The organism is Lysinibacillus sp. NPDC096418, from assembly GCF_044762775.1.
In the GTDB taxonomy this organism is placed as follows: Bacteria; Bacillota; Bacilli; order Bacillales_A; family Planococcaceae; genus Lysinibacillus.
Genome location: NZ_JBIWEY010000002.1, coordinates 80,865 through 97,231, shown reverse-complemented (window position 1 = coordinate 97,231; position 16,367 = coordinate 80,865). Strand labels below are relative to the sequence as shown.

Genomic DNA, 16,367 nt, shown 5'->3' with positions numbered 1-16,367 from the left:
GGTCACCTCGTCTCTTCAGATCTCTCTTGCGCACGTAATTGGCCACACGCAGCTGCGATATCAGAACCTTGCTCTCGGCGGATCGTTACGTTAATGCCATTCTTCTTTAATGTTTTTTCAAAAGCAAAAATTTGACTACGAGCTGTACGAACATAATCACGTTCTGGTACGTAGTTTACAGGAATTAAGTTAACATGACATTTAATCCCTTTTATGAGTGCAGATAATTCTTCTGCAACTTCAACTGAATCATTTTCACCAGACATTAATCCATATTCAAAGCTTACACGTCGACCTGTTTTCTTCGTATAGTAACGAACAGCTTCCATTAATTCATCTAATTTATATGCACGCGCAATCGGCATTAATTTTTGTCGTGCCTCTTGGTTTGGTGCATGTAGCGATACAGCAAAGTTAATTTGTAATTGCTCATCCGCAAATTGATAAATTTTAGGTACGATTCCTGATGTTGATACAGTAATATGTCGTGCGCCAATATTTAGGCCTTTTTCATGGTTGATGACTTTTAAGAAGTTCATCATCGCATCGTAGTTATCGAATGGTTCACCGATACCCATAATAACGATATGGCTTACACGTTCGCCCAATTCATCCAACGTTTGCTGCACTTTTACGACTTGCTCAACTATTTCTCCTGCTAGTAAGTGTCTTTTTAACCCACCAAGAGTAGATGCACAGAACGTACAACCAATTCGGCAACCGACTTGTGTTGTGACACAAACAGAATTTCCATACTCATGGCGCATTAACACCGTTTCAATAGAATACCCATCTTGAAGTTGGAATAAGAATTTGATTGTGCCATCTTTCGATTCTTGTTGAATAATTGTTGAAAGTGTTGTTAATGCAAAGTTTTTTTCTAATTTTTCACGTAACCCTTTTGATAGGTTGGACATTTCTTCAATTGTTTTTACGCGTTTATTATACAACCATTCAAAGATTTGTGAAGCACGGAACGATTTTTCACCGTTTTCTTTTAACCATTCTTCTAATTGCCCCAGTTGTAAAGAATAAATAGATTCTTTTAAATCCGGCTTTTCTTTTTTCACACGACGTACCGGCTTGTCCTCTGCTTCTTCGACTAAGTCGGTAATACGTTCATTAAACTTTTCTTGCTCCACCATTAGTTGGATTCTCCTTTTTTACGAAAGGCTGCGACGAAGAAACCGTCACTACCAAAGTCCTGAGGGAAGACTTGAAGCATACCATTCACTGCTTTTTTCGCTAATTTTGTTGGTAAAGATTCTAGTTGTACTGCTTCCATTTCTGGATGCTCGTTTAAAAAGGCTTGTACAGTGCCCTCATTTTCTTGTTGATCGACCGTACATGTACTGTAGACCAGCTTGCCGTCTTGTTTTAACACTTTAACTGCTGCATCAAGTAAAGCTAATTGAATTTTTTGCAGATTTTCTAAATCTTCTTCACGCTTCGTATACTTAATGTCAGGTTTGCGACGTATCACCCCTAATCCACTACAAGGTGCATCGACAAGTACTGCATCAAAAGATTCTACTTGTAAAAACTCCGGGGCTTTACGACCATCTATTGGTGCAGTTTGCACAATTTCAAGTCCTAGACGTTCAGTATTATGGTCAATTAAATCTAATTTATGTGGATGAAGGTCTGTTGCTAAAATTGAACCCTCATTATTCATTATTTCGGCTAAATGCGTAGTTTTCCCACCTGGGGCTGCACACATATCTAAGACGCGCATACCTGGCGTTGGATTTAAGACATTCGCAGGAATCATAGAGCTTTCATCTTGTATTGTAATCAATCCATCTTTAAATGCTTGCGTACGAGCGGGTTGACCATTCGTTACATGTAAGCATTCTGGCATCATATCACTTTGCTTCGCCGTTAACCCTTCCGCCTCTAAGCTTGCAATAGCTTCAGCTACTGTTGCTTTCGTAGCATTCACGCGAACAGTTTGCACTGGTGGCATATTATTTTCATGTAGCATTTCTGTTGCAACATCTACCCCATAATTTTTCACAAAGCGTTCCACTAACCAGTGTGGATGACTCGATTCAATTGAAAGACGTTCAACTGGATCTTTGATATCGTCTAATGAAGGTACACATTGACGTAAGATAGATCGTAAAATACCGTTGACTGTCGAAGCAATCCCTTGATGGCCACGACGCTTTGCAATTTCTACAGCCTCATTTACGGCAGCGTGCGGTGGGATACGTGTTAAGTAATGCATTTGATATAAAGATAATCTCAATAGCCAACGTACCCAGTGATCTATTTTCCCACGAACAAACGGCTCTAAATAATAATCAAGCGTCATTTTATATTGTAATGTACCGTACGTAATTTCCGTCAGTAGGGCACGGTCTTTCGCTTCAATTTTATGACGTTTAATCGTTTCATGTAATAATAAATTACTATATGCTTGGTTTTTATCAATTGCTAACAGGATTGAAAGTGCTGCATCACGCACATTTCCATCCCAAATCACTACGCTTTTCTTACTCATTTAAACTGGTCCCCGATCTGTAATTTTGAACCGGTACCACGCAAATACTCTTCGGCAGTCATGCGTTTTTTACCAGCTGGTTGGCAATCATAAATAGCCAGTGATTCACCGTTTCCAGTTGCAACTTCAAAGTACTCTTTTTCAATCGCTACCACTGTACCTGGTGTCTCATTATGCTGCGTTTTGCCAACTTGCGCCCACCAAATTTTGAAATTCCCTTCTTCAAACGATGTATACGCAACAGGCCATGGATGTAACCCACGTACTTGATTGTATAAAGATGATGCATCTTTTGTCCAATCAATCCGCTCTTGTTCGCGCGAAATATTGCTAGCAAATGTTACCTTTGATTCATCCTGCACTGTACGTGTATTTGTGCCATCAATAATTGATGGCAGTGTTTCTTTTAATAAGTCACGCCCAACAAAACTTAGCTTGTCAAACATGCCACCTGTGTGATCTTGCTCACCGATTGCAATTGCCTTTTGCGATATAATATCACCTGCGTCAAGCTTCACAGCCATATACATAATCGTGACACCCGTTTCTTTTTCACCATCAATGATTGCTTGGTGAATCGGGGCGCCTCCTCGGTATTTTGGTAGTAACGAGGCATGGACGTTTATGCATCCAAGTGGTGGTGCATCTAACAATTCTTTCGGTAAAATTTGACCAAAAGCTGCAGTAACCACTAAATCCGGTTGCAAATCTAGTATTTGTTGTAGCTCTTCAGAACCACGTAACTGTTCAGGTTGGATAATTGGTAAACCAAGTGCAAGTGCCTCAACCTTTACTGGTGGAGGCGTTAGTACACGCTTACGACCAACTGGACGGTCTGGTTGCGTAACAACCGCTTTAATATCATAGCCCTCTTCAGACAACATACGGAGGATTGGTGCAGAAAAATCCGGCGTCCCCATAAAAACAATTGACGTCATTTTATTCCTCCTCTTCAGCGTACATAGCTTCTAGTTCTTCCTCAGTCAATACACGTTTTATTTTTGAATCAAATAAAATACCATCTAAATGGTCAATTTCATGCAAAATCGCACGCGCATCAAAGCCACCTGCTTCAAGTTCATATACACGACCTTCACGGTCACAAGCTTCAATTTTCACGTATTCAGGACGTTCCACTTCACCGTAAAGATTAGGGAAACTTAAGCATCCTTCAACATCCACTTCTGCACCTTCTGTTTCAACAACAGTTGGATTAATCATTTCTAAAACATCACGCTCTTCACCTAGTTCAACGATTGCCACTCGTAATGGAACATTGATTTGTGGTGCAGCAATGCCTACGCCGTCATATTCCACCATAGTGTCATATAAATCGTCCAACAGTGTAATGATTTCTTCATTAATTTCAGTTACTTCCGCACAAGGCGTTGATAATACTTTCGCTGGGTGTTTCACAACTTCTTTAATAGCCATTCTATTTCCTCATTTCTTATCTTTATCTAAGCTAAACTACTTTAGCTTCATTCTGTTAATAAATTATCTTGCCCATAGATATTGTGTGAATAAATCGTTCTAAAAAATGGTCTCTACACCAAAATCCGTACTTGAAAGTTCTTCTAAATACAGTAACGTTAGGTTGATTTCCGTCCCGGCTGGGCGCTTTCCAGGGGTGTCCGCCTGAAACTGCAATCAACGAAGCCTTGAACAAACTCTCATAACGTACACAAAGAATTTATTAAATTTTTATTTTTCGACAATGTAAGACTAAAACACTTTAGTCTTTTCTATATAGTGGACGGGTCTAAGTCGACTGTCATTAATATGCCTTGTTTAATCCAGTCAGCACGGTACATTGCTAGTAACCGCTGCAGCACTGGAATCAGATTTGGTTCAATTTTATATTTTATCAAACATTGATAGCGATATCTATTTTGGAGACGACTAATACTTGCAGTTGTTGGCCCGATAATCGCTACTTTCTCTGATAAATTCGCACGAAGCCAGTCGGCGGCTCGCCCAGCATACTCTGCAGCCATCATGACATCCTCATGCGACACTTGTATTAGTGCTACATAATAGTACGGCGGATAGCCTGAGCGTCTGCGTAAAAACATTTCACGCTCATAAAACGGTTCATAGTCTTGCATTTTGGACAGCTCAATTGCATAATGCTCTGGCGTATACGTCTGAATTACCACTTCACCAGGTTTATCATGACGTCCCGCCCGGCCACTTACTTGCGTTAGTAGTTGGAAAGTGCGTTCTGCTGCACGATAATCTGGTAAATGTAATGATGTATCTGCACTTAATACACCCACCAACGTAATATTTGGGAAGTCCAGCCCTTTTGCAATCATTTGCGTACCTAATAAAATATCCGCTTTCCCTTCACCAAATGCCTGTAAGATTTCTTCATGGGCACCTTTATGTTTGGTCGTATCGACATCCATCCGAAGGACTCTTGCTTCGGGAAAAAGCTTATAAATTTCTTCCTCGACCTTTTGCGTACCTGTACCAAAATAACGAATATGATCACTTTGGCACTGTGGACATATTTGTGGAACATGCTCCTCGTAACCACAATAATGGCACTTCAACTTCTCTTGTGTACGGTGGTACGTCAATGAAATATCACAGTTTGGACATTGGACAACCGTCCCACAGTCTCTACATAACACAAAAGATGAGTAACCACGGCGATTTAAAAACAGCACCATTTGCTCCCTACGTTCTAGTCGTACACGGATCCCTTCAATGAGTTGTTCTGAAAACATTGAACGATTTCCCTTTTGAAGTTCTTCTCGCATATCCGCAACATAGACAGTTGGCAGTGCCTGATTCATCGCTCGCTGTGTTAAAGACAGCAATTTATAAACACTTTTTTTAGCACGCGCGAAAGACTCAAGTGCAGGTGTCGCACTCCCTAAAATAACAGGACATTGATAAAACTGACTACGCCAAATTGCTACATCGCGTGCATGATAGCGAGGGGAATCCTCTTGTTTATACGTCGATTCATGTTCTTCGTCCAATATGATAAGTCCAATATTCGTAAACGGGGCAAATATCGCTGAACGAGCACCAACAACAACACGGACTTTACCTTGTTGAATTTTACGCCATTCATCGTATTTCTCCCCAACAGATAAACCACTATGCAACACAGCGACTAATTCACCGAAGCGACTACGAAAGCGTTCTGTCATTTGGGGTGTCAATGAAATTTCCGGTACGAGCATGATTGCTTCTTTACCATCATCTAATACTTTTTGTATGGCTTGTAAATAGACTTCTGTCTTGCCACTCCCAGTCACCCCTCGAAGTAAAAAGGTCGTAGCATCCCTAACATCCATTGACTTTTCAATAGCCTTCAGTGCGATCTCTTGCTCTGGTGTTAATTGTAATGACTGCGTCCGTACAACATCCTTCGTAAATGGATCTCGGTAAACTTCTTCTTGCACGAAGCGAGCTGCCCCTTTTTCAATAACTGCCTGTAATACAGCCGAAGAAGTACCAGTCTCTTCATATAATTGATGTGGCGCTATAATTTCACCTAAATGCTCTTGCATCCAAGTAATAAGCTGACGTTGCTTTACAGCTCTAGTTGCTAATTCTAATGACCGTTCGAGTGCATGCACATCGTTTGTAATTTCCACCATGCGTACTTCCTTAACTTTACCTTGCTGTTTGACATGGTTTTCAATCTTCACACTTCCACTCGCTATTAGTTCTTTTAATGCAGGCAATAGCTCTGCTTTTTCAAACTCTTTGAAATTCGCTTTTTGTCGCTTTCCAAATAGCGATTGTACTTCTAATGGCAGATCGATTAACTCCACTTGTAGATTTACAATTTTTTCATATTTAGCACGTAGAGCAGAGGGTAACATCACCTGTAAAGCATCAATTTCATAGCAAATCGTTTCATTTTTAAGCCACTTTGCCATCTTCAGCATTTCTTCAGTTAGGACTGGCTCTATATCAAGAATTTGGGCAATAGGTTTGATTTTATTAGGAGGTACTTCAGTTTCATTTTTTAAGCCTACGATAAAACCTAGCACATTCCTGGGTCCAAACGGTACTTTCACGCGACAGCCCGCTTCGATTATTTCACGCCACTCTTGTGGAACAGCATAGTCAAACGGACGGTCTACATGGTATGTAGCCACGTCAACAATGACTTCAGCTACTGAATAACTCATTATACTTCTCCTTCAAGTAGTAATGACCAAAGTGCCTTAGCAAATTGTGTAGCATCTTGCGTACCATATACTTGTCCATTGATCATTGCTTCATTACTCTGCTCAATCCACCCCATCGATTCTACATTAATAGACGCCTCCCCAATAATAGGCTGACCAAATGTAACTGAAAGGGTAGTTTGTTCAACTGAAATTTTAGGCGTATGCTCGACTGTTGGCATATTAGCAGCATGAATTAGGATAGGATTCGGAAATTGTTGTTTAAAACTTTCTACTTTATTTACCAGTGCATACGCATCATGAATTTCTTCTCCAAACATTTGCACATGTGCGCCAAGATTATCGGCAACAGCAGCAATTGCTTTTCCCACCTCACCATTGGCAGTGGTACTAATCACATGTTTTTCATCAAGTGGTACACTACATGCACCCGTTGTAACGAGCACTTTTTTACCCGCTAATGGTTTTAGTTTTGGAGAAAAATAATCAAGGACAAGCGCCGTAATTTTTTCTGGTTCCTCTAAGCGTCCTTTGCCCACATAACCACAAGCTAAAAATCCTTCAGACGGCTCGATAAACCGATAACCATCTGCTGCTAATTGTGCCAAATTACGTTTCACCGCTGGGTGGTCGTACATATGCACATTCATGGCAGGGGCAATCCACACAGGTGCCGTTGCCGCTAAAAGTGTCGTTGTCACCATATCATCAGCAATTCCATTTGCTAATTTACCAATGATGTTTGCAGTAGCAGGGGCAACAAGAATTAAATCAGCCCAGTCTGCCAAATCTATATGTGCAATCACACGCGAATCTTTTTCATCGAAAGTATCGAAAAAAACATCATTTTTTGACATCACCTGAAAGCTTAACGGATTCACAAATTGTCTTGCGGATTCTGTCATAATAACTTTAACATTTGCACCCGCTTGAGATAATTTACTAACAAGCGCTACAGCCTTAAAGACAGCAATGCCACCTGAAACACAAAGTAAAATGTTTTTATTCATGTACAATGTCTCCCTTTCAAATGATAAGCTCCCAAAGGATGTTTCCTCGGGAGCTTTAAGCGTTCTTTATAAATGGCTCTAAACCAATTATGTCTCTGCATAATTACTTCGAGCTTGCATACCATGAAAACCCGAATACATGCAGGAGACTCTAACACTAGGTAACAAAATAGTTGCTACATAATGTTAAATTTCGTCTTCATAAATCGTTGACTCATCTTGTGAAACTTTTGTTAATACACCTGCTGCTACTTCTTCAAGTGCACGACCAACAGTTTTATGAGAAACATATTTGTGTAAGCGTTCTGTATTTTCTTCCTCTTGCATTTGACGAGCGCGCTTAGAAGCTAAGCTCACTAAAGAATATTTTGAATCTATTTCTTTTTTCAAGGCATCTACTGATGGGTATAACATAGGTTTATTCTCCTCTCAACATTGACAAATATCTTTTTTCAACACGTTCTCTACGACAATGTTCTGCTTTAATAATAGCATTGATGCGGTCACAAGCATTTGTTACCTCATCATTTTCTACAACATAATCGTATAAACTCATCATTTCAAGCTCTTCACTTGCCGTTGCGATACGTTTTGCAATAACGTCCGCTGTTTCTGTCCCACGACCAACTAAACGGTCTTTTAATTCCGTTAAACTTGGTGGCGCTAAGAAAATAAATAGTGCATCTGGTGCTTTTTCACGAATTTGTGCTGCACCTTGTACTTCGATTTCTAAAAATACATCACGACCTGCATCTAGTGTTTCATTGACATAAGCTAGCGGTGTACCATAATAGTTACCTACAAACTCAGCATGCTCTAGTAAGCCGCCTTGTTCGATTAATGCTTCAAACTCAACGCGTGTCTTAAAGAAATAGTCTACACCATCTACTTCACCTTCGCGAGGATTTCGTGTTGTCATCGAGATGGAGTACTCATAGTTTGTGTTTGGCTGAGAAAATAATTCTTTACGTACTGTCCCTTTACCAACACCAGATGGGCCAGATAGGACAATTAATAATCCACGTTCTTTTATCATTTATTCTCTAAGTCTCCCTTATTGATAGCAGATGCTTATCCTTATTCGATATTTTGAACTTGTTCACGCATCTTTTCTAAAATCGTTTTTGCTTGAACTACCGCAACAGAAGCTTCTGTTGATTGATTTTTGGAACCAATCGTATTAATTTCGCGGTGCATCTCCTGCATTAAAAAGTCTAATTTACGACCGATAGATATCGTTTCTTGTAATGTTTCTTCAAATTGCCCAAAATGACTTTCTAATCGATCCAATTCTTCTGTAATATCTACACGTTCTGCAAAAATGCCTACTTCAGTAAGTAAACGATCCTCTAAAATCGAACTTTCTGTTACTTCAGCAATTCGCTCAAGTAAACGTGTACGATATTTTTCAACAGCTAGTGATGAAAAAGGACGGATCTTCTCGACTTGCTCCATTAGTTGTTCTTTATATTGAACGACAGCTTCTTGTAACTCTTGACCTTCTCGCTCACGCATTTGTATTAACTGACTTAACGCCGCTGATACTGCTTTTTCTACAGCATCTAGTAAATCTTGTGGCGTAAGTTGAGGTTTTTCTTGCACAAGTGCCTGATCTAGTGATAAAAGTTCTTGCATCGTCCATTTTTCTTCGAGTGGTACTTTACTCGCTAGTTGCTCTTTCGCTTTACGATAGGCTTCGATTAATGACCAGTTAATATCAAAAGATTGCTCGACATTTTCTAAGTCCTTAACATATACCATCACGTCAATTTTCCCACGTGACAAAGCTTGTGTAATTAACTTTTTCGCAAAAATTTCTGCTTCAAGCCATTCTTTTGGAAATTTCGAATGAATTTCTAAAAAACGATGGTTGACCGAACGCATTTCTACTGTTAATTGAAAGTCCCTTGTTGTTGTGACACCTCTGCCAAAACCAGTCATACTACGCACCAAGGTTAGTCACACCTTTCTTTGCATACTCAAATTATTATAACATAAGCTCTATCATTTATGACGTCTTCCCACAAAAAATTAGACAGAGCAAAACGTTATTCTACCACAACCGAAGCTATAATTTAATATTTACCTTAAAAATGCTATGATAAACGTATCAATTACGCCTTGGTGTAATTGTTGCTGATGCTTCGCTTTCGCGCAAAAAACATCTGTGACATCCGCCGGAGGTTTTATCTTCATTCAGCTGGCGTTTGGATACCAACCGAAAGTAAACTTAAACTACATTCATCTCACCACCTAATAGAAGTGAAATTTTTCTATTGAATGAGGATAAAATGGTTCTTCACCATAATATAGAGTTAACATTTTAAATGCAGCATTTGTTGATTTTCGTTCCGCCAGCGTGACTCCTTGGGGCTTACCATACGCCCCCAGGAAACACGCTGGCGGAACGAAAATCAACCTCTAGTTTTGGTGATGAGCCGATAAAATAGAAAAACAACGGTGCTTGCATCGTTTGAAAGAGGAATTCATATGGCATTCGATGGCTTATTTACCTATTCAATGACAGCTGACTTACAGCAACTTGTAACAGGCCGTATTACAAAAATACATCAACCAAATGCACAAGAAGTAGTGCTTCAAATTCGTGCCAATGGTGGCAATCATAAATTATTGTTTTCAATTCATTCTTCCTATGCGCGGGTTCACTTAACAGAACAAACGATTGAAAATCCAGCAGAACCCCCTATGTTTTGTATGCTATTGCGCAAACATATAGAAGGTGGATTTATCTCTTCTATTAAACAACACGATTTTGACCGTGTCATAATTGTAGAAATTGAGAGTAAAAATGAAATCGGTGATCCTATTGTTCGTGAGCTTCATGCTGAAGTAATGGGGCGTCATAGTAACTTACTATTAATTGATAAAGAGCAATCTAAAATTGTCGATAGCTTAAAACATCTATCACCTTCAGTAAATAGCTATAGAACGGTACTGCCTGGTCAACCGTATATTGCACCACCTACACAAGATAAATGGCATCCGCTGACTGTTTCGGATGAGCAGCTACAGACATTTTTCAGCGCAGAAAAAACAGCAAAAGAAGTCGTTGCCCAATTTTCAGGCTTCTCTCCACTTCATGCAGAAGAACTAGTGTTTCGTTTAAGCAATGCAACAGATACTTTATCTTGCTTCAAGCTATTTATGCAAGAATTTAACGATGGTGGCAAACAACCAACATTCATCGCAGCAAACAACAAAACGTATTTTTCACCGATTACGCTTACGCATTTGCAAGGCGAAGTCACTACATACCCAAATGTTCATGCCTTATTAGACCGTGTCTTTTTTGCACGAGCTGAACGGGATCGGGTAAAGCAACAAGCAGGTGATTTAGAACGCTGGCTACAAAATGAAATTGACAAACTAAAATTAAAAACGAAAAAACTTGCGAAGGATTACGACCGCGCCTCCAAGCTCGATCAGTTCCAGTTATATGGTGAATTACTGATGGCAAATATTTATGCATTTGAAAAAGGCGTGAAAGAAGTAACAGTTATCAACTATTACACAGAATCAGGAGAACAAATTACTATTCCTGTCAGTGAACGTAAAACGCCGATCGAAAATGCGCAAAGCTATTTTACCAAATATACAAAAGCAAAAAACGCACTAATTATGGTCAAAGAGCAACTAGAAAAAACAGAAGACGAAATTGCTTATTTCGAAATGCTTGCACAGCAAGTACAGCAAGCCTCACCTCGCGATATTGAAGAAATTCGTGAAGAATTAGCAGAGCAAGGCTATTTGAAAATGCGCCATGCGAAGAAAAAGAAAAAACAAACAAAACCAGAGCCTGAACGTTTCGTCTCTTCGACTGGCATTCCAATTTCTGTTGGCAAAAACAATAAACAAAACGACATGCTAACTTTCAAAATCGCAAAGCGTACAGATATTTGGCTACACACAAAAGATATCCCCGGCTCTCATGTCGTTATTCACGCAACAGAACCTGACGATACAACATTGCGTGAGGCAGCAACTCTTGCAGCTTACTTTTCAAAGGCGCGTGAATCATCCTCAGTTCCTGTAGACTATACAGAAATTCGTCAAGTGAAAAAGCCAAATGGATCCAAGCCAGGTTTTGTTATTTATTTCGAACAAAAAACACTATTCATCGATCCGGATGAAACAGTCATTTTACAATTAAAAAAACAATCTTAAAATCAACAATACAAAAAAACTGTCCATTATCATTATGAATTGGGCAGTTTTTTCATCGCTTGTTAAAATTTAAATAATATTATATCAATAAAGTATTTTAAATATAATCGTTGATCACCTACATTCTATTATTCTAATAAAAACCTACTTTAATATAATCATTTTTCGCCAAACATCTTATTTTTAATTCCTCAAAACATTATATAAATTCCCTACTACATAAATTATAAAAATATCATTTCATAATCCTTTCACTCTACATTTAAAGAAGGAATGACATACTATTAGATGACGACTTTTCATGATAACACGAATAAAATACGTGTTTTTTCTACAAAATACGTTAAATTTCTCGCAAAACGCAAATAGGACTTTTGATTTATTTTTATTAGAACTTTGCAGAAACTTAAAAAATAACATATTTTTATTAAATAAAGCGTTTTATTACTTTTAATCAAAAATACGATAAATAAAATACGTTTTAATCATAATATTAATAATTTTACACTTCATTAATTTAAAGTAACAAATCATATAAAAATATCATTCTTCTAATCATCAAATGCCTTCGCAATAATCAGAATATTTTTTATTTTGCGCTAAATGACTTTTTTGGTATATTGAATGTGAGCTTCACAAAGGGCTTAAATTTTGTATAAGGGGGATTTACATGACTAAGAATAAAAAGTTTTTATTACTAACTGTCCTTGCAGTCTTTTCAATTGTACTAGCTGCTTGTGGCTTCGGCGGAGAGACAGCTGAAAAACCAAAAGAAGACAACAATGATTCTGATACAACAGAAACTACGTCTTCTAAAGAGCTAAATTTAGTAATACCTTCTGAGCCACCATCTTTACACCCACAACTTGCAACAGATAATACATCTGGTGCAGTTTTAACTAATGTTTTTGAAGGTTTAACTCGTTTAAATGATGAATCTAAACCAGAAGCAGCTATGGCTGAGTCATGGGAAATTAGCGATGATCTATTAACGTATACATTCAAGCTACGTGATGCACAGTGGTCTAACGGGGACCCTGTTGTAGCTAGCGACTTTGTATATGCTTGGAAATGGGCATTAAACCCAAATAATCTTTCTGAGTACTCTTCACTTCTTTATGCCATTAAAGGCGGCGAAGCTTACAACCTGTACGATACAAAAAAAGGTACTGAGGAAGAATTCGCTAAATTAGGAGATGCGATAGGTGTAAAAGCTGAAGATGAAAAAACATTAGTCGTTACTTTAGAAAACCCAACACCATACTTCTTAGAATTAACTGCATTCAAAACTTATTTTCCTCTTAACCAAAAAGTAGTCGAAGGAAACGACAAATGGTATACAAATGCCGATGAAAATTATGTAACAAACGGTCCTTTCAAATTGGACACTTGGAAACATAACAATTCAATCGTACTGAAAAAAAATGCTGACTATTGGGATGCTGCGAGTGTAGCACTTGAAACAGTAAACATTGGCATGGTGGAAGATGAAACCACTGCTGCAACTAAGTTTAAAGCTGGCGAAATTGACTACTTAGGTTCTCCATTTCAAACAGTAGCACTTGATGCAATTGACGGCTTCAAAGCAGATGGCTCATTACAGATCGTTGACTATGCAGCGTTATACAATTACAAATTAAACACAACTGATAAATTCACTGGCAATGCTAATATTCGAAAAGCACTTACTTTAGCAATAGACCGTCAAACTTTAGTTGACAACATCACTAAAGGTGAACAAAAACCTGCTTTAGGTATGGTCCCTTCTGCAATTGCTGGTTTTGAAGAAGACCGTGGATATTTCAAAGATAATGATATGGAAGGTGCAAAAGCAGCACTAGAAGCAGGTATGAAAGAGCTTGGTATTACTGATCCAAGCGAAATTACAATCAATATTTCTTACAATACTTCTGAAGCACATGGTGCTATCGCACAATTCATCCAAGAAGGCTGGAGCAAAAACTTAGGAATTACAGTAGGACTTGATAATTCTGAGTGGCAAGTTTACTTAGAGAAACTTAACGTTCTTGATTATCAAGCAGGTCGCCTCGGTTGGATTGCTGACTACAATGACGCGTATACATTCTTAGAGATGTACTCAACAGCTGACAACGGTAATAACGATACTGGTTGGGAAAATGCAGAGTATAACGCTCTAATGAAACAATCAGTTGCTGAAACTGATTCTGCAAAACGTTTAGAAATCATGAAAAAAGCTGAATCGATTGCAGTAGCGGAATTCCCAGTAGCACCTATCTACTACTACACAAACCTTTATGTGAAAAACGAAAAGGTGTCTAATATGTTCCCGAATGCTCTTGGAGACATTCAACTTAAATCAGTTGATGTTGAATGATTCAGAATTTTGAATTAGCCAAAGATTAGAAAGCTCTACAGCGAAGAGCTGACTCGCAGTCGACTTCGGCACGAGTCAGCTTTTTTTCACCTCTTTCAGGAAGCACTGATGTTTTTGGCATCAATACTTGAATGTACCGAAATTAAAGGGATAGGTACATATGTTGGAAAGAATTATTTGAAGTTGCCGTTAGTCTAATTACGTCGTATAAAGACGACAATCGCGCCAAGATATGATTGATACAAAAACATTTAGCATTTATCTGATATTTAATAGTTGAAAGGAGGACTTTATATGATTAATTACATTTTCAAAAGACTGATGTATATACTCCTCGCGCTTTTCGTCATCATCACAATTACGTTTTTCTTAATGCGTCTGGCTCCCGGTAGCCCTTTTGCAAGTGAACGTAATTTCCCTCCTCAAATTGAGGCAAATTTAAATAAAACATACGGTTTAGATAACCCTTGGTACATTCAATACAAAGATTATTTAATTGATTCAGCAACATTCAATTTCGGTGAATCTATGAAATATAAAGCACGCTCGACAAATGATATGATTTCGGAAAGTTTCCCTGTATCTTTAACGCTTGGAATAGAAGCTATGTTACTAGCGGTAGGTTTTGGTGTATTAATAGGAGCCTTTTCCGCACTTTATCATAATAAGTTTCCAGACTATTTAGCAACTTCCTTTGCGGTACTTGGCATTTCTGTTCCCTCATTCATTTTAGCGGGATTAATGCAATATTTCTTAGCATACAAATTCCCAATCTTCCCCGTGAGTGGATGGAAGGGATTTATTTATAGTGTATTACCAGCGTTAGCGATTGCCTTTTCGCATATGGGCTTTATCGCCAAATTAACTCGTTCCAGCATGTTGGAGCAAAACAATAGTGAATACGTAAAAATGGCGCGTGCCAAAGGGCTTGGAAAATGGACAATTGTTTTCCGTCATACATTACGCAACGCCCTACTACCAGTAGTCACTTACTTAGGTCCACTTACAGCCGGCGTCGTGACAGGTAGTTTTATCGTAGAGCATATTTTCGCAATCCCAGGTCTAGGGAAACACTTTGTTCAAAGTATTACAAACCGTGACTATACAGTCATCATGGGAACCACAGTGTTCTACTCGATCATCCTTTTATTCGCAGTATTAATTGTTGATATTTTATACAGCTTTATTGATCCGCGAATTAAATTGAAAGGAGCGAAAAAATCATGACTCAACAACAGTTAGAAAAAGAGATGTTTCAAATCGTTGGCGGCAACTATGAAGCAACTGAAAAATTAGCCGAAAAATCCGTTTCCTTTTGGAAAGAAGTATATATCCGTTTTACCCACAATAAAATGGCGATTATCGGTGTCATTGCGCTAATTATTATCATTGTAATGGCGACTTTCGTACCGTTGCTCTCACCTTACAAAGCGAGTGATCAACTAGGTGTTTATAATGCCCCACCATCTGCACAGTTTTGGTTTGGAACTGACGATTTAGGTCGTGATATTTTCGTTCGAGTGTGGGCTGGTGCGCGTATTTCTCTACTTATTGGAATTTCAGCCGCTGTCATTGACTTAATTATCGGCGTACTTTGGGGCAGTATTGCTGGTTTAGCAGGGGGGCGTGTCGATAATATTATGATGCGTATTGCAGATGTTTTAACAGCAGTCCCCTACCTATTAGTTGTTATTGTACTTCTGGTGGTAATGGAAGCAGGTATAATACCAATGATAATTGCCTTGTCAATCACCGGCTGGATTAACATGGCTCGAATCGTTCGTGGGGAAGTATTTTCAATTAAAAATCAAGAATTTGTGCTTGCTGCAAGGACATTGGGCGCAAACACATGGCACTTGATATTAAAACATTTAATCCCGAATGCACTAGGTGCAATATTAGTAACAATGACACTAACTGTTCCAACTGCTATTTTCACTGAAGCATTCCTTAGTTTCCTTGGACTCGGTGTTCCAGCCCCAAACGCATCATGGGGAACGATGGCCTCTGAAGGAATTAAAGCGCTTTCAAATGCACCTTGGCGTTTAATTTTCCCAGCGATATTCATCTCACTAACAATTTTCGCGTTTAACGCTATCGGAGATGGCTTACGTGATGCACTCGATCCAAAACTACGTAAATAAGGAGGT

At 38.7% G+C, this 16,367-nt stretch carries 13 protein-coding genes; 4 read left to right on the top strand and 9 right to left on the bottom strand.

Annotation, left to right across the window (positions count from 1 at the left end; all coding sequences use genetic code 11):
• Nucleotides 1-2: 2 nt before the first annotated feature.
• From rlmN to ACIQZG_RS02960, 9 genes are all read right to left on the bottom strand, one after another.
• Nucleotides 3-1,145 (bottom strand): dual-specificity RNA methyltransferase RlmN, encoded by a 1,143-nt coding sequence (rlmN, locus tag ACIQZG_RS03000; RefSeq protein WP_402753685.1) that lies wholly within the window; start codon nt 1,143-1,145, stop codon nt 3-5.
• Nucleotides 1,145-2,506: a 16S rRNA (cytosine(967)-C(5))-methyltransferase RsmB gene (rsmB, locus tag ACIQZG_RS02995; protein WP_402753684.1), complete on the bottom strand. Its 1,362-nt coding sequence runs from the start codon at nt 2,504-2,506 to the stop codon at nt 1,145-1,147. Before rsmB ends, rlmN begins: the two co-directional genes overlap by 1 nt.
• Nucleotides 2,503-3,444 (bottom strand): methionyl-tRNA formyltransferase, encoded by a 942-nt coding sequence (gene fmt, locus ACIQZG_RS02990; protein WP_402753683.1) that lies wholly within the window; start codon nt 3,442-3,444, stop codon nt 2,503-2,505. Before fmt ends, rsmB begins: the two co-directional genes overlap by 4 nt.
• A 1-nt stretch (nt 3,445) precedes the next feature.
• Nucleotides 3,446-3,940, bottom strand: a complete 495-nt coding sequence (gene def / locus ACIQZG_RS02985) for a peptide deformylase (RefSeq protein ID WP_402753682.1) — start codon at nt 3,938-3,940, stop codon at nt 3,446-3,448.
• A gap of 311 nt (nt 3,941-4,251) precedes the next feature.
• On the bottom strand, nt 4,252-6,666 hold the full coding sequence (gene priA / locus ACIQZG_RS02980) for a primosomal protein N' (RefSeq protein ID WP_402753681.1): 2,415 nt from the start codon (nt 6,664-6,666) through the stop codon (nt 4,252-4,254).
• Nucleotides 6,666-7,682 carry a bifunctional phosphopantothenoylcysteine decarboxylase/phosphopantothenate--cysteine ligase CoaBC gene (gene coaBC / locus ACIQZG_RS02975; RefSeq protein ID WP_483869779.1) on the bottom strand — a complete coding sequence of 339 codons (1,017 nt, stop codon included), beginning with the start codon at nt 7,680-7,682 and terminating at the stop codon, nt 6,666-6,668. The genes priA and coaBC overlap by 1 nt, the downstream gene beginning before the upstream one ends.
• Nucleotides 7,683-7,862: 180 nt before the next feature.
• Nucleotides 7,863-8,090 (bottom strand): DNA-directed RNA polymerase subunit omega, encoded by a 228-nt coding sequence (rpoZ, locus tag ACIQZG_RS02970; protein WP_402753679.1) that lies wholly within the window; start codon nt 8,088-8,090, stop codon nt 7,863-7,865.
• Between the two features lie 4 nt (nt 8,091-8,094).
• Nucleotides 8,095-8,712 (bottom strand): guanylate kinase, encoded by a 618-nt coding sequence (gene gmk / locus ACIQZG_RS02965; RefSeq protein WP_402753678.1) that lies wholly within the window; start codon nt 8,710-8,712, stop codon nt 8,095-8,097.
• A 41-nt stretch (nt 8,713-8,753) separates the two neighbouring features.
• Entirely contained in the window at nt 8,754-9,629 is an 876-nt protein-coding gene (locus ACIQZG_RS02960) for a YicC/YloC family endoribonuclease (RefSeq protein WP_402753677.1), read from the bottom strand.
• A gap of 537 nt (nt 9,630-10,166) precedes the next feature.
• On the opposite strand from ACIQZG_RS02960, the gene ACIQZG_RS02955 reads away from it, so the two are divergent.
• The 4 genes from ACIQZG_RS02955 (at nt 10,167) to ACIQZG_RS02940 (ending at nt 16,361) form a co-directional block, all read left to right on the top strand.
• Nucleotides 10,167-11,861 carry an Rqc2 family fibronectin-binding protein gene (locus tag ACIQZG_RS02955; RefSeq protein WP_402753676.1) on the top strand — a complete coding sequence of 565 codons (1,695 nt, stop codon included), beginning with the start codon at nt 10,167-10,169 and terminating at the stop codon, nt 11,859-11,861.
• Nucleotides 11,862-12,531: 670 nt separating this feature from the next.
• Nucleotides 12,532-14,217, top strand: a complete 1,686-nt coding sequence (locus tag ACIQZG_RS02950) for a peptide ABC transporter substrate-binding protein (protein WP_402753675.1) — start codon at nt 12,532-12,534, stop codon at nt 14,215-14,217.
• 294 nt (nt 14,218-14,511) lie between these two features.
• Complete coding sequence (locus tag ACIQZG_RS02945; RefSeq protein WP_402753674.1) at nt 14,512-15,444, top strand: ABC transporter permease; 933 nt, start codon at nt 14,512-14,514, stop codon at nt 15,442-15,444.
• Nucleotides 15,441-16,361 (top strand): ABC transporter permease, encoded by a 921-nt coding sequence (locus ACIQZG_RS02940; protein WP_402753673.1) that lies wholly within the window; start codon nt 15,441-15,443, stop codon nt 16,359-16,361. The genes ACIQZG_RS02945 and ACIQZG_RS02940 overlap by 4 nt, the downstream gene beginning before the upstream one ends.
• The last annotated feature ends 6 nt before the right edge of the window (nt 16,362-16,367 follow it).

Bases quoted from the DNA above. Each gene is read 5' to 3' on its own strand.
- rlmN (WP_402753685.1), bottom strand. From the start codon at position 1,145: ATGGTGGAGCAAGAAAAGTTTAATGAACGTATTACCGACTTAGTCGAA.
- rsmB (WP_402753684.1), bottom strand. From the start codon at position 2,506: ATGAGTAAGAAAAGCGTAGTGATTTGGGATGGAAATGTGCGTGATGCA.
- fmt (WP_402753683.1), bottom strand. From the start codon at position 3,444: ATGACGTCAATTGTTTTTATGGGGACGCCGGATTTTTCTGCACCAATC.
- def (WP_402753682.1), bottom strand. From the start codon at position 3,940: ATGGCTATTAAAGAAGTTGTGAAACACCCAGCGAAAGTATTATCAACG.
- priA (WP_402753681.1), bottom strand. From the start codon at position 6,666: ATGAGTTATTCAGTAGCTGAAGTCATTGTTGACGTGGCTACATACCAT.
- rpoZ (WP_402753679.1), bottom strand. From the start codon at position 8,090: ATGTTATACCCATCAGTAGATGCCTTGAAAAAAGAAATAGATTCAAAA.
- gmk (WP_402753678.1), bottom strand. From the start codon at position 8,712: ATGATAAAAGAACGTGGATTATTAATTGTCCTATCTGGCCCATCTGGT.
- ACIQZG_RS02955 (WP_402753676.1), top strand. From the start codon at position 10,167: ATGGCATTCGATGGCTTATTTACCTATTCAATGACAGCTGACTTACAG.
- ACIQZG_RS02950 (WP_402753675.1), top strand. From the start codon at position 12,532: ATGACTAAGAATAAAAAGTTTTTATTACTAACTGTCCTTGCAGTCTTT.
- ACIQZG_RS02945 (WP_402753674.1), top strand. From the start codon at position 14,512: ATGATTAATTACATTTTCAAAAGACTGATGTATATACTCCTCGCGCTT.
- ACIQZG_RS02940 (WP_402753673.1), top strand. From the start codon at position 15,441: ATGACTCAACAACAGTTAGAAAAAGAGATGTTTCAAATCGTTGGCGGC.